The 22,006-nt window shown below is 73.2% G+C and carries 3 protein-coding genes; all 3 read right to left on the reverse strand.

All coding sequences use genetic code 11. From position 1 onward, the window contains the following. Positions 1-6: 6 nt before the first annotated feature. The 3 genes from ACZ6AA_RS35810 to ACZ6AA_RS35820 all read right to left on the reverse strand — a co-directional run bounded on the left by ACZ6AA_RS35810 (position 7) and on the right by ACZ6AA_RS35820 (position 21,527). The gene (locus ACZ6AA_RS35810) at positions 7-18,801 is read right to left on the reverse strand and encodes a non-ribosomal peptide synthetase (protein ID WP_471462635.1); all 18,795 of its coding nucleotides are present in this window, start codon (positions 18,799-18,801) and stop codon (positions 7-9) included. A 121-nt stretch (positions 18,802-18,922) separates the two neighbouring features. Continuing rightward, complete coding sequence (locus tag ACZ6AA_RS35815) at positions 18,923-20,272, reverse strand: serine hydrolase domain-containing protein (RefSeq protein WP_468461453.1); 1,350 nt, start codon at positions 20,270-20,272, stop codon at positions 18,923-18,925. Positions 20,273-20,363: 91 nt separating this feature from the next. Further along, positions 20,364-21,527 (reverse strand): cytochrome P450, encoded by a 1,164-nt coding sequence (locus ACZ6AA_RS35820; RefSeq protein ID WP_468461451.1) that lies wholly within the window; start codon positions 21,525-21,527, stop codon positions 20,364-20,366. Positions 21,528-22,006 lie beyond the last annotated feature (479 nt).

Below are 22,006 nucleotides of genomic sequence, written 5' to 3' on the forward strand. Positions count from 1 at the left end.
GGGTCCTTACAGTTCGTCGTGGTCGCTGTCGCCGCGCGCGGCGTCTTCGAGTTCGCTCAGCACCTGTTCCTCCACCAGGTCGGCCAGGGCGGCGACCGTGCGGTGGACCAGGACGTCGCGGGGGGTGAGGCTCACGCCGAAGGCGTCGTTGGCCCGCGAGACGATGCGCAGGGCGCGCAGGGAGTCACCGCCGAGCAGGAGGTAGTCGTCCTCCACGCCCACCGCCACCTGCATGACCTCCTCCCAGATGTCGGCCAGGACCTCTTCCGTGGGAGTACGGGGTGCGACATGCCCGGCCGTCTCCGCCAGGTCCGCGGCGGGCGCGGGCAGCGCGGCCCGGTCGGTCTTGCCGTTGTCGGTGAGCGGGAAGCACTCCATGACGACGTACGCGGAGGGCACCATCGGCCCTGGCAGGGCGCCCGCGGCGAGGGCGCGCAGTTCGGCCGCGGCGGGGGGCTCGGCGCCCGGCGGGACCAGGAGATGGGCGACCAGACGCGGCAGGTCCGGTTCGTCCTCCCGCACGGTCACCACGGCGTCCAGGACGGCGGGGTGCCGCATGAGAACCGTCTCGACCTCGCCGGCTTCGATGCGATGGCCGCGCAGCTTGAGCTGGTGGTCGGTGCGGCCGAGGTAGTGCAGTTCGCCGTCGGCGTCGCGGCGTACCAGGTCGCCGGTGCGGTACATGCGGGTACCGGGCGCACCGAAGGGGTCGGCGGTGAAGCGGGACGCGGTCAGGCCCGCCCGGTTCAGGTAGCCACGCGCCAACGACGGTCCGCTGAGCCACAGTTCACCGGCAACCCCGTCCGGGACCGGCCTCAGCCGCGCGTCCAAGACATACGTACCGGTGTCCGGCAACCGCCTGCCGATCGGCGGAGCCGTGCCATCCGCCTCCAACGGAGCCGACCACGTAGCCACCACGGTGGCCTCGGTCGGCCCATAGGAATTCACGAGGCGGTGGTGGGGCGCCCACCGCGCCACCAACTCCGCCCCACACGCATCCGCACCGACGGTCAGGGTCTTCAGGTCGGGCAGCGTGCCGGGCGTGTCCGACGGAAGCGTGGCCAGCGCGGCAGGCGGCAGCAGCGCGTGCGTGATCCGCCCGTCGCGCAGCACCTGCGCCAACTCCACACCCAGCAACGGACCCGGCGAAGGCACCACCAGACTCGCCCCCTGCGGCAGCGACATGCACAGTTCGAGCACCGAAGCGTCAAAGCTCGGCGTGGCAAACGCCAGGACCCGATCCCCGGGGCTCACCTGGTAGTGCGCGGCCTCGGCGGCAGCGAAGCCCGCGAGGCCCCGATGCGTCACCACCACACCCTTGGGCGTGCCGGTCGACCCCGACGTGTAGATGACGTACGCCGGATCATCGAGCCGCAACGGACGGACCCGGTCGGCATCCGTGGGCCGATGCCCGAGCTCGCCGTCCGGTACCACGCCGAGCAGGTCCGCGACCTCCTGGGCACCCACGGTCAGTGCGGGAGCAGCGTCCCGCAGCATCAACGCAACGCGTTCCTCCGGATATCCGGGATCGACCGGCACGAACGCCGCGCCCGCCTTGGTGACCGCCACCTGGGCCAGGACCATCTCCGCCGAACGCGGCAGTGTCAGAGCCACGAGATCACCGGGCCCCACACTCCGCCCGATCAGCCGATGCGCCAGCACATTCGCCCGCGCCTCCAACTCCGCGAACGACAACGACAAACCCGGCGCCTCCAACGCCACAGCGCCCGGAGCACGGTCCACCGCCGCCTCGACCAGGGCAGGCAAGGTCGCCGGTGCCACGGAATCGATCTGCGGGCGGGCAGGCCCGGCCAGCAACCGCGACCGCTCCGCGGGCGGCAGCACATCGACAGCATCCAGGCAGGTGCTGTCCGTCGCATCCGCCAGCGCGTGCAACGTATGCAGCAGCTGATCGGCCAGGGAACGAGCCGTCGACTCCTCGAAATAGTGGGGGTCGTAACCGAGTTCGACGGAAAGCCGCTCCCCAGGCGAAATCACCACCGTGAGCGGATAGTTGGTGGACTCGCGGGCCTCCAGGTCCCGCATCCGCACTCCGTGGGCACCCGCGGTGCTGTCGTCGACCGGGTAGTTCTCGAAGACGAGCAGACTGTCGAACAGGGGTGTCCCTGCGGGCACTTCACTGAAGCCGTGCAGACGGGTGAGCGCCACGTGGCCGAAGCGGCGGTCCTCGGCCCGCGCGGCCTGCGTGCGGCGCAGCCACGCATCGCACGTCTCTCCCCCGTCCACAGTGACCCGAGCGGGCAGCGTGGTGATGAACAGGCCGGTGATGGTGTCGGCGCCGGGCAGGTCCGAGGGCCGCCCGGAGACGGTGGTCCCGTAGCAGACCTCTGGCTCGCCGCTCCATCGGGAGAGGAGCAGCGCCCAGGCGCCCTCGACCACGGTGTTGAGGGTCAGCCGGTGCAGGCGGGCGTACTCCTGGAGCCGTCGGGTGGAGTCCTCGCCGAGCCGCTGCGACAGCCAGGTGCCGGAGGAGACCGTGGCACCCAGGGCGGGCCTGCGGTCGTAGGGCAGGGCGGTGGGGGCGGTGAGTCCGGCGAGGGCGGTGCGCCAGTGCTCCTCGGCGCGGGCGGCGTCGCGGCCGGCGAACCAGGCCGCGTAGTCCGCGAACGGGCGGCGGTCCGGCAGGCGCGGCTCGTCGCCCGCGGCGAGCGCGGAGTGGCAGGCCACGACGTCCGACAGGACGTGGAAGACGCTCCAGCCGTCGAGCAGGACGTGGTGGAACGTCCACACCACGCGTACCTCGTCCGGGGCGAGCCGGATCAGGGCGACGCGCAGCAGCGGCACGCCGTCGAGGGCCAGGCCGCGGGCCTTGTCCTCGGCGAGGAACCGCTCCAGTTCCGCCGTGCGCCGCTCGGGCGTCAGGGCGCTCCAGTCGTACTCGCTGACGGGCAGGGTCGCCGCGCGGTGCACGGCTTGGAGCGGGACGGGCACGCCGCTGAGGACCACGGCGGTGCGCAGCATCGGGGTGCGGTCGACGACGTGCTGCCAGGCGGCGGCCAGCCGGCCGGTGTCGCACACGCCGTCCATGACGAATGTGACCTGTTCGGTGTACACGCCCCCGCCGGGGTCGTCCATGCCGTGGACGACCATGCCGGACTGGGTGGGGGTGAGCGGGTAGACGTCCACGATGTCGTGGCCGGTGCCCACCAGGCGATCCACGGTCTCCTGGTCCAGCGGGGCGAGGGGGAAGTCCGACGGGGTGCGGCCCCCGGCGCCGGGCTCGGCGCAGTGCCGCACGATGGCACGCAGCTCCTCGGCCAGTTCGGCGGCGAGGCGGTCGACGGTGTCGCGCCGGTACACCTCGCGCGAGTACGACCAGGTGAACTCCAGGCGCTTGTCGGTGACATGACCGAGGACATCGATGAGGTGCGGGCGTTCGGCGGCACGGTCCATGCCCCCGATGAGTCCGCCGTGGGGTGCGTGCAGCAGACCGCCCGTCGGGGTGTTGCCGTCCTGCTGCCCGAGGTAGTTGAAGCCGAGCTGCGGCAGTCCGGGAAGCCGGTCCCCCGCCGTGGCGTGCAGATGGCGCAGGGCACCGTATCCCAGTCCGCCGCGCGGCACGGCGCGCAGGCATTCCTTGACGGACTTCAGGGCGGAGCCGGTGTCGGCATGACGGGGCACGTCGAGGGCGACGGGGTACACGCTCGTGAACCAGCCGACCGTACGCGACAGGTCGACGCCGTCGAACAGTTCCTCGCGGCCGTGGCCCTCCAGCGTGACCTCCACCCGGTCCCGTCCGGTCCAGCGCGCCACGACCCGGCCCAGGGCGCACAGCAGGACGTCGTTGACGCGGGTGCGGTAGGCGTCGGGCACGTCCTGGAGCAGCCTGCGGGTGTCCTCTCGGTCCAGCCGGACCGTCACCGTCTCCTCACAGGCGGCGGTGTTGGCGCCGGAGAGGTCGACGGGCAGCGGGGCGCTCCCCGACACCCGCTCCCAGTGGGCGAGTTCGTCGTCGAAGCCGCCCTCGGTGGTGTGGTCGACGAGGCGGTGCGCCCACGCGCGGAACGACGTGGTCTTCGGCCCGAGGTCCACGGGATGCCCGTCGCGCAGGGCGCGGTAGGCGATGTCCAGGTCCTCCAGGATCACGTGCCAGGACACGGCGTCGACCACCAGGTGGTGGGCGGCAAGCAGCAGTACGGGCCGCTTGTCGCCGTCGGCGCGGCACAGCGCGGCCTTCAGCAGCGGTCCTGCGGTCAGGTCGAACCCGCCGTTGAGGCGGTCGGCCAGCTGGTGCAGCACCGCGTCGGTGCCTTCGGGGGTGCGCCGCGGCAGATCGTGCACCTCCAGGTGGGCCGCGGCGCCTGGGGCGGCGATGTGCTGGTGCCACTGCCCGCCGCCGTCCCTCTCGCAGCGCAGCCGCAGGGCGTCGTGGTGTTCGATGACCGCGGTGAGCGCGCCACGCAGCAGTGTCGCGTCGGTGTCGGCGGCCAGGTGGTGGCAGGCCGTCTGGGTGAGCCGCGCCGGGTCGCCGGTGAGGGTGTCGAACAGATAGTGCTGTACGGGGGTCAGTGGCGTCTCGCCCACGACCGGGCCCTGTTCGGCCCGGATCGCCGTGGTCGGCAGGTCCTCGGCCGCCGCGGCCAGGTCCGCGACCGTCTGGTGCTGGAACAGGTGCCGGGGAGTGAGGGCCAGGCCGGCCCGGCGGGCGGCGGAGACGATCTGGATGCCGAGGATGGAGTCGCCGCCGAGGGTGAAGTAGTTGTCGCGCACGCCCACATCGGGCACACGGAGCACCTCGGACCAGATGGTGGCGAGCGTCTTCTCGGCGTCGGTGCGCGGCGCGTGGTCCCCGTTGTCGTTGCCGCCGGCCGGCCACACCGGTTCGGGCAGCGCCCGGCGGTCCAGCTTGCCGGTGGCGCCGAGCGGCAGCCGCTCCAGCGGCACCACCACGGACGGGACCAGGTGGTCGGGCAGCGTCCGTGCGAGGAAGGCGCGCAGTTCGGCGGAGTCCGGGACGTCGGCGCCGTCGGGGACCGCGTAGGCCACGAGGCGCTGATGGCCGTCGTGCTCGACCACCTGGGCGGCGGCCGCGGACACCTGTGGGTGCCGGGCGACGGCGGACTCCACCTCACCCAGTTCGATGCGGAAGCCGCGCAGCTTCACCTGGTGGTCGGTGCGGCCGAGGTAGTGCAGTTCGCCGTGTGCGTCGCGGCGTACGAGGTCGCCGGTGCGGTACATGCGGGTACCGGGCGCACCGAACGGGTCGGCGGTGAAGCGGGAGGCGGTCAGACCGGGCCGGTTGAGGTAGCCGCGGGCCAACGACGGCCCGCTGAGCCACAGTTCACCCGGCACGCCATCGGGGACAGGCCGAAGCCGCGCGTCCAGCACGTAGGTGCCGGTGTCCGGCAGCCGCATGCCGATCGGCGGGGCCGTGCCGTCCGCCTCCAGCGGAGCCGACCACGTGGCGACCACGGTGGCCTCGGTCGGCCCGTAGGAGTTGACGAGGCGGTGGTGGGGCGCCCATCGCTCGACCAGTTCGGCCCCACACGCATCGGCGCCGACGGTCAGGGTCTTCAGGTCGGGCAGCGTGCCGGGCGTGTCCGACGGAAGCGTGGCCAGCGCGGCAGGCGGCAGCAGCGTGTGTGTGATCCGCCCGTCGCGCAGCACCTGCGCCAACTCGGCACCCAGCAGCGGACCCGGCGGCGGAACTACGAGGCTCGCCCCCTGCGGCAAGGACATGCACAGTTCGAGCACCGAAGCGTCGAAGCTCGGCGTCGCGAACACGAGGACGCGGTCGCCAGGACTCACCTGGTAGTGCGCGGCCTCGGCAGCGGCAAAGCCCGCTAGGCCCCGGTGGGTCACGACCACGCCCTTGGGCGTGCCCGTCGAACCCGAGGTGTAGATGACGTACGCAGGATCATCGAGCCTCAACGGACGGACACGGTCGGCGTCAGTAGGCCGGAGCTGCACTTCCCGATCCTGATCGCCGGTGAGCAGGCCGCTGAGGTCTTCAACGCCGAGGGTCAGTGCAGGCGCCGCGTCCCGCAGCATCAGCGCGATCCGCTCCTCCGGATATCCGGGATCGACCGGCACGAACGCCGCGCCCGCCTTGGTGACCGCCACCTGGGCCAGGACCATCTCCGCCGAACGCGGCAGCGTGAGAGCCACGAGATCACCGGGCCCCACACTCCGCCCGATCAGCCGATGCGCCAGCACGTTCGCCCGCGCCTCCAACTCCGCGAACGACAGCGACAAACCCGGCGCCTCCAACGCCAGACCGTCCGGAGCACGATCCACCGCCGCCTCCACCAGAGCAGGCAGAGTCACCGGCACGACCGACTCGATCTCCGGACGGGCCGCACCCGCCAGCAACCGCGACCGCTCCGCGGGCGGCAGCACATCGACAGCGTCCAGACGCGTGGAGTCCGTCGCATCCGCCAGCGCGTGCAACGTGTGCAGCAGCTGTTCCTCCAGGGAGCGAGCCGTCGACTCCTCGAAGTACCGCGGGTCATAACCGAGTTCGACGGAGAGCCGCTCCCCGGGCGAAATCACCACCGTGAGCGGATAGTTGGTCGGCTGTACGTCGCGTTCCTGGTCGATGGCCAGGCCGTGCCGGGCCAGGGCGTCCGCGTCGAACGGGTAGTTCTCGAAGACCACGATGCTGTCGAACAGGCTGGTGCCGCCGGGAATGTCGCTCCAGGTCTGGAGCTGGGCGAGGGAGACGAAGTCGTGGCGCCGGGACTCCGACTGGGCGGCCTGGAGGTCGCCGAGCCAGTCGAGGAGGCGCCGCTGTCCGTCGACGCGTACCCGGGTCGGCAGCGTGTTGATGAACAGGCCGACCATCGAGGTCACGCCCCGCAGGTCGCCCGGGCGCCCGGAGACAGTCGTGCCGAACACCACGTCGTCACCGCCGCTGTAGCGGGAAAGCAGCAGCGACCAGGCGCCCTGGAGCATGGTGTTGACGGTAAGACCGGCCTGCTGGGCGGTGTCCCGCAGCCGCGCCGACACGTCGGCGTCGAGCGTCACGCGGGCCGAACCGGACGAGGAGGCGCGGTGCGCCTCGGCGGTCCTGTGGTCACGGGGCAGCTCCGTGGGCGCGGTGAACCCGGCGAGGACGGTGCGCCAGTACTGTTCGGCCTGCTCGTGGTCCTGGTCGTCCAGCCAGCCCAGGTAGTCGGCGAAGGCCGTCCGGTCGGGAACCTCGGGGCGGCGTCCGGTGGTCAGCGCGGCGTAGCGCTCGCAGACCTCGTCGAAGACCTGGGCCGCGCTCCACCCGTCGAGCAGCACGTGGTGGAACGTCCACACCATCCGCACCCGGTCCGGCGACAGCCGGATGAGGGTGAGCCGCATCAGCGGTGCCGCCCCCAGGTCGACGCCGGCCGCACGGTCCGCGGCGAGCAGCCGGTCCATCTCCTGCTCGCGGCGCTCGGCGGACCATGCCGTCCAGTCGTGGTGGGTGACGGGCACGGTGGCGTGCCGCTGCACGACCTGGAGGGGTTCGGCGGTCTCCTGCCACTCCAGGCGGGTACGGAGGACCGGGTTGGCATCCGCCGTGTGCTGCCAGGCCTCGGCCAGGGCGTGCGGGTCGGTGACGCCGCGCAGCACCAGCTGGACCTGGTTGACATAGGTGCGGCCGTCCGGGTCCAGGAGGCTGTGGAACAGCATGCCCGCCTGCATCGGCGTCAGCGGGTAGAGGTCCGCGACGGCGCGGCCGTCCCCCACGATCCGGTCGAGGGCCGCCTGGTCCAGGCGTGCCAGGGGATAGTCCGACGGGGTGCGGCCTCCGGCGCCGGGCTCGGCGCAGTGGGCGACGATGCCTTCCAGGGCGTGGAGCATGCCGGACGCGAGGCCCGCGACGGTCTCCTCGCGGTGCGTCCGGTGGTTGTAGTACCAGGTGATCTCCAAGCGGTCGTCCTCGACGCGGGCAACCACGTCGAGCAGGTGCGGGCGCACCGACTCGGGGGCCTCGGCGCCGTCGAGCCCGCCGGGCACGGAGCGCACGAGCGCGCCGTCGTCAACGCCCCGGGCCCCGCCGTTCCAGCCGAACCGACCCAGGTAGTTGAAGCTGACGGCGGCCTCGGGCGCGCCGGTGAGCCCCCCGTCCGTGTCCAGGTGGCGCAGCGCGCCGTAGCCGATGCCCCGGTCGGGGACCGAACGCAGCTGTTCCTTCACGGCCTTCAGGGTGGTGCCCCAGTCCCCGTCCGGCACGTCGAGCGCGACCGGATACAGGGAGGTGAACCAGCCGACCGTGCGCGACAGGTCGACGTCGTCGAACAGTTGGTCCTCACGGCCGTGCCCCTCCAGGCCGACGGCGACGGTCCCCCGTCCGGTCCACCCGGCGAGGACCCGGCCGAGGGCGGCCAGCAGGGCGTCGTCGATCCGCGTGCGGTAGGTGCCGGGGACTTCGCGCAGCAGCGCGTCGGTGCGCTGCCTGTCGAGTCGTACGGTGACCTCGCGGACGTCGGCCATGGTGTTGCCCTGGCCCCCGGTGTCCGGGTGGTCGACGGGCAGCGGTGCGGCGCAGTGCCGGGACACGTCCTGCCAGTGTGCGCGCTGTGCGGCGAAGCCTCCGGATGCGGTGTGCGCGCGCAGGCGGCGCGCCCACTCCTGGACGGAGGTGGTGCGCTCGGCGAGTCGTACCCCTTCCCCGGCGCGCGCCTGCCGGTAGGCGGTGTCCAGGTCCTCCAGGAGTACGCGCCAGGAGACGCCGTCGACCACCAGGTGATGCACCGTCAGGAGAAGCCGTGGGCGGGCTCCGGTGAACAGGCGGGCGGTGAGGAGCGGGCCGGTGTCGAGGCAGAAGGAGGCGTGCGCCTCGGCCGTGAGGCGGGACTCGGTGTCCTCGGCCGCCGCCGCGTCCAGGCCGCTCAAGTCATGGACTTCGAGCAGTTCGGGTGCTGCGGCTTCGGCGTCGGCGCAGGTCTGCCGCCACGCGCCGTCGTCCTGCCTGCCGAAGCTGGCGCGCAGGGCGTCGTGGTGCGTCCAAAGGGCGGCGAGCGCGCGGCGCAGGGCGTCGACGTCGACGTCCTCGGCGGTCTCCACGACGACGGACTGGTTGAAGAACTCCGGGCGGTGTGGCCCCGCGTCCAGGAACCAGTGCTGGATGGGCGTGAGCGCGACCTGCCCGGCCACCGGGTCGGTACCGGCGACGGGTGCGGCGGTACCGCCGGCGGCTGCGAGAGCGGCGATGCTGGGGTGCCGGAACAGGTCGCGCGGGGTGAGGGCGAGACCGGCGGCGCGGGCACGCGAGACGACCTGGATGCTGAGGATCGAATCGCCGCCCAGCATGAAGAAGTTGTCGTCGGCGCCTACACGTGCCACGCCGAGCAGTTCCGCCCAGATCTCGCTGAGTATCCGCTCAGCACCGGCACGCGGCGCCCGGTAGGCCGCGTCGCCCGTCGCGGTCCAGTCGGGCTCGGGCAGCCTGCGCCGGTCCACCTTGCCGTTGGCCGTCAGGGGCAGTTCCGGCACGGTGACGAAGGCGGCGGGCACCATGTAGTCCGGCAGGTCCGCAGCCAACCGGGCGCGCAGTTCGGCCGCGGCCGGATCCGGCGCGCCCGGGGCAAGGACGAGGTGGGCGGCCAGGCGCTTGCGTCCGGCCTGCTCGTACAGGGACACGACCGCTTCGGCGACGGCCGCGTGTGCCGTAAGCCGGGCCTCGATCTCGGCGGGCTCGACCCGGAAGCCACGGATCTTGATCTGGTCGTCCGCGCGCCCCACGAAGTGCAGTTCGCCGTCCCCGCTCCAGCGCACGATGTCGCCGGTGCGGTACATGCGGGTGCCGGGCCGGCCGAACGGGTCGGCGAGATAGCGGGCGGCGGTGTCCCCGGGCAGCCCGGCGTAGCCTCGGGCCAGACCGGCACCCGCGACGTACAACTCACCTGGAATGCCCGGCGGTTGGGGCTGCAGCGCGTCGTCGAGGACGTACACCCGGGTGTTGTCCAAGGGCCGTCCGATGGGCAGCACCGCGGGCAGCGGGTCGCCCGCGCGGAAGGGGCGCCGGGTGGCGAACGTGGTGGTCTCGGTGGGGCCATAGCCGTCGACGACGGTCAGGCCGGGGCAGGCCTCCAGGACCCGCGCGACCACCGCGCCGGGCACGGCCTCACCGCCGGTCCACACCTCGGTGGCACCGCGCAGACAGGTCGGGTCCTCCTGGGCGAGCAGACGGAAGAGTCCGGCGGTGAGCCACAGGCACCGCACACTCTGCTCGGTGATCGCGTGGCGTACGGCGGCGGCGTCCAGGTCGTCCGGCGGCGCGAGCACCGCCGTTCCGCCGTGCAGCAGCGGCACCCACAGCTCGTACGTCGAGGCGTCGAAGGCGTGCGGGGAGTGCACGAGGACCCGCTCGTGCCCGGCGAAGGCACGGTCGAGGGCGAGCGCGGCGACGTCCCGGTGGCGTACGGCGACGCCCTTGGGGAGGCCGGTGGAGCCCGATGTGAACATCACGTACTGGACGTTGTCAGGGTGCACGAGGGGGATGTCCGGACCGCCGGACGGTCCGTCGAAGCCTGCGTCGAAAGTTCCGTCGATGGCCGCGTCGAGGTCGCCGTCGACACGCAGCACCGTGCCGTCCGGCAGCACGTCCCGCGCGCGCTCCTGCCACGAGCCGTCGGTGAGCAGCAGCGCCGCACCCACGTCGGTGAGCATGCGCCTCAGCCGCTCGTACGGTGCCCTGCCGTCCAGCGGGACGTACACGCCGCCGGTGCGTGCGAGGGCGAGCTGCGCGACGACGAGGGTGACCGAACGGTCCATCAGGACGCCCACCGGGACTTCCGGCGTGACGCCGAGCGCGATGAGCCGGGTGGCGAGCGCCGCGGCCCGGCCGTCCAGCTCTCCGTAGGTGAGCCGTTCGTCCCCGGCTTCCAGGGCGACGGCGTCGGGCGTGCGGCGCACCTGTGCGGCGAACAGGTCCGCCGCGGTGACGTCCGGGGCGTGCGCGGCGGTGTCGTTCCACGTCTCGAGCACCTGGTGGTGGCGGGCGGGCGTCAGCAGGGGCAGCCGCGCGGGCGCGCACTGTGGCCCGGCCGTCATGCCGTCCAGGAGGACGGTCAGGTACTCGGCCATCCGCGCGACGGTGGCGGCGTCGAACAGCTCGGGGTCGTAGCCGACCCTCAAGGCCAGTTCCGTCCCGGGGTACGCCACGAGGCTGAGCGGGTAGTTGGTGGTCTCGATGCCGTCGAGCCCGCTCAGCCGCAGCCCGTGGGCGGCGGCGAGGTCGTCGTCGACCGGATAGTTCTCGAAGACCACGATGCTGTCGAACAGCGCGGCCCGTTCGGGCAGTTCGGTGAGCGCCTTCATCCGCGTGAGCGGGACGTGGTCGAAGCGGCGGTCCTCGCTCTGGCCGCGCTGGAGGTCGCGCAGCCAGTCGAGGAGGGTGCCCTCGCCCGCCACGGCGACCCGGGTGGGCAGGGTCGATATGAAGAGGCCGGCCATGTCCTCGGCGCCGGGCAGCTCGGGCGGCCGCCCGGAGACGGTGGTGCCGAACACCACGTCGGCCCGGCCCGCCTGCCGACTCAGGAGCACCGCCCACGCGCCCTGGACAAGGGTGTTGACGGTCAGCCCTTCCGCCCTCGCGAGGTCTTCGAGCGCCCGGCTCGTGGCCTCGGGCACGGTGACGCGGACCGCGTCCGTGGACTCGGCGCGGTGGCTCTCGCTCGGCTCGCGGTCGTAGGGCAGGGGGGTGGTCTCACTCAGGCCCAGGAGGCGGTCCCGCCAGTGCTGTTCGGCCTCCGCCGTGTCGCGCTCGCGCAGCCAGGCCACGTAGTCGCGGTACGGACGCCGGTCGGGCCTCGCCGTGAGGGAGTCGTCGGCGCCCGGCGCACCGGTGATCCTGGCGTGGCCGGCGAACACGTCGGACAGGACGTGAAAGAGGCTCCAGCCGTCGAGGATCAGGTGGTGGAAGGACCACACCACCCGCACGGAGGTGTCGGAGAGCCGGGCGAGGGCCAGGCGCTGGAGCGGGGCCGGGGTGAGGTCGACGCCACGCTCGCGGTCCTGGGCGAGGAACTCCCGGAGCCTTGTCTCCCGGTCGTCCTCGCTCAGCTCGCGCCAGTCGAGGTGGGTGACGGGGACGGTCGCGTGCCGCCGCACCACGAAGAGCGGCTCGGGGACGTCCTGCCACACGACGTCGCCGCGGAGCACGGGCGTGCGGTCCGTGACCTGCTGCCAGGCCGCCGCGAACGCCTCGGGGTCGGACACGCCGTCCAGGACGAACGACAACTGCTGGAAGTAGACGCGCCGGTCGTCCTGCGACAGACCGTGGAAGAGCATGCCCGCCTGGGTGGGTGTGAGCGGGTGGACGTCCTCCACGGCGCGGGGGTCGACGCCCGTGATCCGGTCCACGGCCGCCTGGTCGAGCTCCACCAACGGGAAGTCCGACGGGGTGCGCCCGCCGGTGCCGGGGGTGGCCGCGTGCAGGGCGATGTCGGCCAGCGCGTCGGCGAACCGCCCGGCGAGGCCGGTGACAGTGGACTCCTGGAGCAGTGCGGCGGAGTAGAACCAGGTGAACTCCAGCTCCTCGCCGTCCAGTTGGCCCACGACCTCCAGCGGGTGGGGGCGGGCGGCGAGCGGGTCGGCGTCCAGCTCCAGCGGACGGAACACACCGCCGTAGAGGCCGTCCGACTCGTCACCGACACCGAACCGCCCGAGGTAGTTGAAGCTGACCTGCGCGGCGGGCGCGGGCGGCAGCACTCCGGTCCTGTCCAGGTACCGCAGGACGTCGTGCCCCAGACCGTGCCGGGGCACCGCGCGCAGCTGTTCCTTCACCTGCTTGAGCACGGCGTCCCAGCTCGCGTCCGGCGCGACGGCGAGGGCGACGGGGTGGCGGGTGGTGAACCAGCCGACCGTACGGCTGGTGTCGACGTCGGAGAAGAGCTCCTCGCGGCCGTGCCCCTCGACGTCCACGAGCACGCGCTCGTGTCCGGTCCACGCGCACAGCACCCTGCCAAGCGCGCTCAGCAGCACGTCGTTCACCCGGGTGCGATAGGTGTCCGGCAGCGTACGCAGCAGCGCGGCGGTGTCCTCGGCGGTCAGGCGTACGGTCACCGAGCGCACCGAGGCGTAGGTGTCGGCGCCCGTCAGGTCCCGCGGCAGATCGGCCACGGCGCCCGCGGTGGCCCGGGTCCAGTACGCCGCCTCGTCGTCGAAGCCGCCCTCGGCGGCGTGGGCGGCCAGGCGTCGGGCCCAGTGTCGCAGCGGCGAGGTCTTGGCGGGCAGCGCCGCGATCCCGTCGCGGCCCTCGCGGCGGGCGCGGTAGGCCCGGTCGAGGTCCTCAAGCAGGACGCGCCAGGAGACGCCGTCGACCACGAGGTGGTGGACGGCCAGGTGCAGGACGGTGGGCAGGCCATCGCCCCGGTCGTGCAGGACGGCGCGCACCAGGGGGCCGTGGTCGAGGTCGAAGGGGCCGAGGTGCGGTGTGTCGGTGCCGGGGCCGGTGTGGTGGGTCAGGCGCAGCCGGGGCATGGTTGCGTCGATGTGCCACCGGGCGCCGCCCGGCCCTCCGGCGACGCCCGGGAAGCGGGAGCGCAGCGCGTCATGGTGGGCGACGACGTCGTTGAGTGCGTGCTCCAGGGCCGCCGCGTCGACGGTGCCGGTCAGCTCCGTGGACAGGGTCTGCGCGAAGCGGCCCGCCCGCTCGCCCGCGGTTGCGAGGTACCCGGCACGTTCGCCCTCGCTGTCGAACAGCCAGCGCTGGATGGGGGTCAGCGGTGCCGTGCCGGTGGCGGCCACGACGGCCGGGGCCGCGGTTCTGCGAGGTCCGGAGGCGTCCGCGCAGCGGGCGAGGGCGGCGACGGTCTGGTGCCGGTAGACGTCACGGGAGGTCACCGTGAGTCCCGCCTGCCGGGCCTGGGCCACGACTTGGATGCTGAGGATGGAGTCGCCGCCGAGGGCGAAGAAGTTGTCGTCGGTGCCGACCCGCTGCACACGCAGCACATGGGCCCAGATCCCGGCCAGTACCCGCTCGGTGGGGGTGCGGGGCGCGACGTGGCGGGTGACGTGCCCGGCGGGCGCCGGTGCCGGGAGGCGGCCGCGGTCCAGCTTGCCGTTGGGGTTCAGCGGGAGCGCGGACAGCACCGTGACGGTCGCGGGGACCAGGTAGTCGGGCAAGGTACGGCCGAGCGTCCTGCGCAGCGCCTCCGGTTCGGGACGCGCCCCCGGAGCCGGGACGACATAGCCGGCCAGACGCCGGTGGCCGTCGCTCTCCACGACGGTGGCGGCGCTCTCCGCCACGCCCGCGCAACCGCGCAACGCCTCCTCGACCTCGCCGAGTTCGATGCGGAAGCCGCGCACCTTGACCTGCTGGTCGATCCGACCGAGGTACTCCAGTTCGCCGTCGGCGGTCCAGCGCGCCAGGTCCCCGGTGCGGTACATGCGCTCCCCCGGCAGCGCGAACGGGTCGGCGAGGAAGCGGGCGGCGGTCAGGCCGGGGCGCCGCAGGTAGCCGCGCGCGAGGCCGCCGCCGCCCAGGTACAACTCGCCAGTCACGCCCGGGGGTTGGGGTCGAAGGAGCCGGTCGAGGACGTAGGCGCGGGTACGGGCCACGGGCCTGCCGATGGGCGGGGACTGGCCGGGCACCTCCTCGCCCGCGAACCAGGCGGTGGCGTAGACGGTGGCCTCGGTGGGGCCGTAGATGTTGGCCACCTCGCAGGACGGCATGGCCTCGCGCAGGTCGCGTACGGTCTGCGCGAGCAGCGCCTCGCCCGCGAGGACGACCGTGTCGGCCTCAAGGGGCGCGCCGCCCGCGGTGAGCATCCGGGAGACCACCGACGGCACTCCGCTGAGGAGCCCGGCCCTCCCGGGCCCGTCGGCGTCGGCGAGCGCTGTCAGGTCGGCGACCACCTCGACGCTTCCGCCCGCGAGCAGCGGGCAGAGCAACTCGAAGACGGACACGTCGAAGTTGAGGGACGTGGAGGCCACCACGTGCGCGAGACGGTGGGCGCCGAACCGCTCCCCCGCCCAGGCTGCGAGCGCGGCGACGCTGCGGTGGGTGACCACGACTCCCTTGGGGCGGCCGGTCGAGCCCGAGGTGTAGATGACGTACGCGGGGTGGTCGGGGAGCAAGGGCCGCAGGCGGTCGGCGTCGGTCAGGTCGGCATCGGTCGAATCCGCGTCGGCCGGGTCCGCGTCGGTGAGGGCGGCGTCGGCCGGGTCCAGGGTCTCGTCGGCCAGGCACTCCTCGATGATCAGCGGAGCGCATCCGTCGGGCAGCGCGTCCGCGGTCTCCCGGGCGGCCAGCACGAGGGCCGGCGAGGAGTCGTCGAGCATGAAGGAGACGCGCTCGCGCGGATACGCGGGATCCACGGGCAGATAGCCCGCACCGGACTTCAGGACCGCCCACAGGGCGGGCAGGAGGTCGGCGGTGCGGGGCAGGCACATCGCCACGAGCGTCTCGGGTCCGGCGCCGCGCGCGACCAGGAGGCGGGCGAGCCGGTTGGCGCGCCGGTTCACCTCGGCGTAGTCCAGCCGCGTTGCGCCGCAGCGTACGGCGGTGCGGTCGGGGGTGCGCGCCACCTGCGCCTCGAACAGTGACGGCAGCGCGCCGTCACCGCGCTGATCCTGACCGGCGGGCGTGGGCGGGTTCCAGGATTCGAGCAGGGTGCGCCGCTCGTCCTCCGACAGGAGCGGCAGCTCGGCCAGGGTCCGGTGCGGGCCCTCCACCATGCCTTCGAGGAGGCGGTGCAGATGACCGCTCATGCGGGCGACCGTGGCCTCCCCGAACAGGTCGGTGTTGTACTCGACCGTCAGCTCGCAGCCGCCGTCCGGCTTCGGCGAGAATTCCAGGACCAGGTCGAAGCGCGCGGCCGGGCGCGGCAGCGGGTGCTCCTCGACGCGCACCCCACCGCAGTCCGCGGGAAGGTCCGCGGCGGTCTGCTGGACGACGAGGGCCTGCACCAAGGGGGTGCGGCTCGGATCGCGGAGCGGCGCGAGTTCCTCGACTACGCGGTCGAACGGCACCCCGTCGTGAGCGAACGCGTCGAGGACGGTCGCGCGCATGCTTTCCACGAACCCGTCGACGGTCATCGTGTCGTCGACCTCTTCGCGCAGCACCACGGTGTTGGCGAAGAAGCCGGTGACCTCCTCCAGGTCCCGGCGACCTCGGCCGTTGGTGACGGTGCCGAACGCCACGTCGCGCTGTCCGGAGTAGCGGGAGAACAGCACGGCCGCCGCTCCGGCGAACAGCGTGAAGACGGTGGTGCCGCGGCCTCCGGCGAGCCTCCGCAGATCGGCGATCAGTCCGGCCGGGAGCCGGTGGCGGTGCGCGGCGCCCACGGTGGTACGCACCGCGGGGCGCGGCCGGTCGGTGGGCAGCTCCAGTTGCTGCATCCCCGTCAGGTGCCGCTTCCAGTACGCGAGGTCCTCGGCCTGGCCGTCGCCGCCGGACCGCTCGTGCTCCCACACGGCGAAGTCGGGGTACTGCACCCCCGTCGCGGGCAGCGTGTCCGGTGTGCCGGCGACCTCCGCGCGGTAGAGCGCGGTCAGTTCCCGGGTCAGGATGCCCACCGACCAGCCGTCGGTGACGATGTGGTGCTGGGCAAGCAGCAACAGATGGTCGGCGGCGGCGCGGTGGACGACAAGGGCCCGGGTCAGCGGCCCCGCCTCCAGGTCGTAGGGGCGGCTCAACTCGTCGGCGAGGAGCCGCTCCGCGGCCTCGGCGCGCTGCTCGGCGGGCAGTTGCCGCACGTCGGCGGTGCGCAGCGGCAGGACGGACTCGCGGCTCACCCGCTGTACGCCCTGCCCGTCGACGGTGGCGAACGTGGTGCGCAGCGATGCGTGGCGGGCGGCAAGACGGTCCAGGGCCCGGCGCAGTGCCGCGGTGTCGAGGTCTCCGCGCAGCCGCACCGCCACGCCGGTGTTGTACTCGGTGCCGCCGTCGCTGAGGTCGTCGAGGAACCACAGGCGCCGCTGCGCGCTCGACAGCGGGAGCGGCCGGTCGTGCGGGGCGGCCGCTATGGGCTCCGGGGCCACGGCGGCGGCCGGGTCGCCGAGCAGGGGTGCGAGCGCCGCGACGTTGCGTGCGGTGAAGACGTCCCGTAGGAGGAGGCGGACGCCCAGCTCGTCACGGATGCGGGACAGGGTCCGCGCCGCCAGGATCGAGTCGCCCCCGAGGTCGAAGAAGTCGTCCTCCACGCCCACGGCTTCGACGGCCAGGACGTCGGCCCAGATGCCCGCGAGGGCCTGCTCCGCGGGGGTACGCGGCAGAACGCGGCCGGGCGCGGAGGCATGCACGGGGGCGGGCAGGGCACGCCGGTCGATCTTGTGCTGCGGGGTGAGCGGGAGTTCGTCGAGGACGACGACTGCGGAGGGCGCCATGTGCGCGGGCAGCGCCGCGGCCGCGAAGGCCCGCAACTCCGCCGGGCCCGGGGCCTGTTCGGCACCGCCGACCCCCGTGACGTAGCCGACGAGCCTGCGCCGTCCCGGCTCGTCCTCGCGCACCACGACCACGGCCTCGCGGACGCCGGTGTGGGCAAGGAGTGCCGCCTCGACCTCGCCGGGTTCGATGCGGAAGCCGCGCACCTTCACCTGGCGGTCGACCCGGCCGAGGTACTCCAGTTCGCCGTCGGCGGTCCAGCGGGCCCGGTCCCCGGTGCGGTAGAGGCGGGCTCCGGGCGGGCCGAAGGGGTCGGCGACGAAGCGTCCCGCGGTCAGTCCTGGCCGGTTGAGGTAGCCGCGGGCCACACCGTCGCCGCCCACGAACAGTTCGCCGTCACCGCCGGGGGGCACCGGCCGCATGTCCGCGTCCAGGACGTGGGCGCGGGTGCCGGGCAGCGGGCCGCCGATCGTGGGGGTGCCGCATCCGGCGGCGAGGGGCCCGGTCCAGGAGGCGACGATGGTGGCCTCGGTCGGACCGTAGGAGTTGATCATCCGGCGGCCGGGTGCCCAGGCGTCGACGAGGTTCGCCGGGCAGGCCTCGGCGCCCACGATGAGCGTCCGCAGGTGGGACGCGCCGCCGGGGCCGGGGGGAGGCAGGGTGGCGAGGGCGGCCGGCGGGATGAGGGTGTGGCTGATGCGGAACTCGTCCAGGACAGCGGCGAGTTCGTCGCCGAGCCACGGCCCGTCCGGCGGGACCACGAGGGTGGCGCCGGTCAGCACCGAGATGAACAGTTCGAGCACGGAGGCGTCGAAGCTGGGTGAGGAGAACTGGAGCACGCGATCGCCCGGCCCCACCGCGTACCGCTCCGCTGCGGCCTCGACGAAGCCCGCGATGCCCCGGTGGGTGACCGTCACGCCCTTGGGCCTGCCGGTCGAACCGGAGGTGTAGATGACGTAGGCGGCATGGTCGGCGCCGACCGACGTGCCCGGCACTCCGGCGTGCGCTCCCCCGGTGTCCGTGCCGTCCGCGACGGCCATACCCTGCGCATCGTCCGTACCCCGCGCCTCGCCCGTACTCTGCGCGGTCTCCATCACGTCGCGGACTCGGCGCAGGTCGTCCAGGACCACTGCGGGCCCGGCGTCGTCCAGCATCAACGCGCGCCGCTCGGCGGGGTAGTCGGGGTCCACGGGCAGGAAGGCCGCGCCCACCAGGGACACGGCCAGTTCGGCGGCGATCAGTTCCATGGAGCGCGGCAGGACCAGGGCCACGGTCCGTTCGGGGCCCGCTCCGCGCCGCATGAGTTCGGCGGCGAGCCGCCCGCTCCGGGCCGCCAGCTCACGGTAGGACCACGTCCGTCGGCCGTCGGTCAGCGCGGGCGCCTCGGGCGTGCGCGTCACCCAGGCGCCGAACAGTTCGGCCAGCGTCCGGTGCGGCGCCGGATCCGTCCCCTCTGTCCCGGTGGCCGCGGCGGCCTCGGGGGGCCGCGGATGCGAAGACGCCGGAGTGGATGTGTCGTGCGGCTCGTTCATGGGGGCAGTCCTTCAGTACGGGGACGGTGCTGGGCGCGCCGCTGCGGAAGGCGCCCCCGGACGGCGGAGTCATGGGGGTGCCGCGACCGCACGGCACAGGAGGACGGCGGTGCGGTGTACGTCAGACGGTGCCGGTGCGGCGGGCGGCGCGACCCGAGATCTGCACGTGCTCGATGACGCCGGTGGCGGGGTCGCGGTGGAACCGGCCGCCGGGCTCGAGGCGGCCGGTGGCGGGGTCGACGAGATCGCACGTCAGGTCCGGGTAGCAGACCAGCGGCAGCGGGGCGTCACCGTCGACGGACAGCGTGGGGCGACCGTCCGCGTCGAGGGTGATCAGGTATTCGGTCGGGCCGTTGTGGTAGGCGCCCGCGCATTCGGGGAGGGCGATGGGGTCGCCGCGGTGAGCGGGCGCCGGAGCGGTCGGCACGCGCGCGCCGGTGAGCCGGGGAAGGTCGTCGACGAGGTCCTGCCAGAGCTTGGTGGCACCGCCGGCGTTGCCGGTGAAGGCGACGACCACACCGCTTTCCGGTTCCACCCGCAGGTGGCAGGAGGTGCCCTGCGCGTTGCCGTCGTGGCCGCACCACCTTTGCCCGTCCTGGTCGAACAGCGCGACGCCGAGGCCCCAGCCGTCGGCCAAGGCACCCGGGGCGGCGCCGGGTTCGGGCCGTCGCATGCGGGCGGCGAGGTCGGGCGGCAGTACGGCGGAGCGGCCCGCCAGGGCTCGTCCGATGTCCACCAGGTCGAGCGCGCCGGCAAGGAGGGCGCCGGCCGGTGCCTCCACCGGGGCCAGGTTCTGATGGGTTGGGCGCAGTCGGCCGGTGGCCGTGTTCACGGCGTGGCCGACGGCGCCGGGGCGGGCGGGAGCGGGTTCGCCGAGGAAGGCGGGCTCGGTGCCCAGGGGGTCGAGGAGCAGCGCCTGGACGGCTTCCTGCCAGGTCATGCCGGTCACCAGCTCCACGAGGCGGCCGGCGGCTATGTAGCCGGCGTTGGAGTAGGAGAAGCCGGTGCCGGGTGCGAACAGCGCGTCCTGTGCGGTGCAGAGCCCGGACAGATAGCGCGACGCGGTGGTGCGGGCAGCGGTGTCCGAGTCCGGTCCCGTGGGCAACCCGGCGGTGTGGCCGAGCAGGTGACGTATCGTCACCTCCGGTAACTCGCGCAGTTCGGGGACGTACGAGGCGACGGGGTCGTCCAGGTCGAGATCGTCGTCGTCGGCCAGGAGGAGGACGGCGGCGGCGGTGTAGACCTTGGTGACGGAGCCCAGCGGGACGGCCGTGTCGGCTGTGTACGCCCGGCCGGTGGCGGCGTCGGCCGTGCCGGTGTGGACGCTGATGAGTTCCGTGCCGGTGTCCACGGCGAGGTGGGCTCCGGGCACCCGGTGGGCGTGGGCGAGGCTGTCGAGGCGGTCCTGTAACTCCTGGCGCAGGAGCGGTGCTTGCCGGTCGGCGACCGGGGTGGCTGTGGGATACGGCATGAGAAGGGAACTCCCGTGGGCTGTGGCTCGTGGAAGGTGACACGCCGACCGGGCGGGATGGGCGGCGGCCGGCCGCGCCGAGGTGCGGTCGCTAGGGCCTTTTGACCTCGACCGGCAGGTGACGTACGCCGATGATGACGGCGGGATTCTGGTACGTGACGTCGGCGTACGACGGGATCACGAGATCGCGGAAGTCGTCGAGCAGCATGCGCAGCGCGATCCGGGCCTCCAGTCGGGCCAGCGGCGCACCGAAACAGAAGTGGATGCCGTGGCCGAACGTCAGGTGGTTGTTGGGGCTGCGGCGGATGTCGAGGGTGTCGGGCGCGGTGAACCGGCTCGGGTCGCGGTTGGCGGCACCCAGGTGGGCCATCACGAGGGAGTTGACGGGCAGTTCATGGTCGCCGAGCCGCACGGGCTTGGTGATGCGGCGACCCAGTTCGGGGAAGGGCGGCAGCAGCCGCAGCACTTCCTCGACGGCGACCGGCAGCCGGTCGGGTTCCGCGCGCAGGGCGGTGAGCGTGCCGGGCTGCTGGTCGAAGGCCACCAGGGCGTTGCCGAGGAGGGCGGTGGTGGTGACGTGGCCCGCCACCAGGAGGAGGGCGACGAAGCCGACCATCTCTTGGTCCTCAAGCCGCACGCCGTCCACCTCGGCGGCGATGAGCTCGCTGATGAGGTCGTCGGCGGGGTGTGCGCGGCGGTGCCGGATGTGGTCGAGGACGTAGCTGTTCATCTCGCGCACGGTCGGCGCGATGGCTTCGAGCGCGCGCTCCAGGTCGGCCGCGTCGGGCGCCTCGCTGAGCTGGTCGCCGCCGAAGAGGGTGGCGGCCCACTCCTGGAACAGCGGGTGATCGTCCGCCGGGATGCCGAGGAGCTCGGCGATCACGATGATCGGCAGGGGGTAGGCCAGGGTGTCGACGACATCGAACCTGTCTCGGTCAGCCACGGTGTCGAGCAGACGCCTGCACACGGCTTCGATGCGGGGTTCGAGGCCCTGCACCACGCGCGGGGTGAACGCCTGGCTCACCAGGGTGCGGAACTTGCGGTGCTCCGGCGGATCCATCCCGACGAAGTTGCCCTGGGTGAAGGCTGCGAAATCCTCTTGAGTGGGGGCGATCGGGGTCATGTCCGAGGAGTACGTCGCCGGGTCGGCGAGCACGGCGGCGACCCCTTGGTGGTCGACGACCCGCCACACGCCCTGCGCTTCCTCGTAGCTGACGGGCCCGCCTTCGCGCAGGGCCTGCCAGCGGTCGGTCAAGGCCGCGAAGGGTAAGTCCGGCCGTATCGTTTCGCTGCTGGTCACATTTCTCCCTTGAATGGCGCGTGCGGGCGCAGTGGGGCCATGGGCGGGGTGCGGCTGAGGCGGTCGCGTTCGGCACGCCGGACGTGGGCGTGGTACGCCTCCGGTCGGACGGCAACGCGCGCGGACGGGAACGGTGGTGGCCGGGCATGCCTGCCTCCGCTGCACCGGCGGGCTCGATCAGGCATGCTTGCGGGCCAGTTGGGCACGCACGTCGTGCGGGCCGACACCTGCGCGGGTCTAGGCGCTGGTGGCGTGCCCGCCGGGTCGTTCGGCTGTCATCCGTCCGTCAACGAGGCCGTGTTGGCCGGGCTCAACACAGCCGCCACGGCGCACTTCGGTGCTTCACCCGCCCCTGGACGAAGGACGGCACCTTTGGTGCGAACCTTGCCGACATCACTCATCCCCCAGTGAAACGTTCCGCGCCGCTGGCTGGG

It is taken from the genome of Streptomyces sp. NPDC040610, from assembly GCF_055594065.1.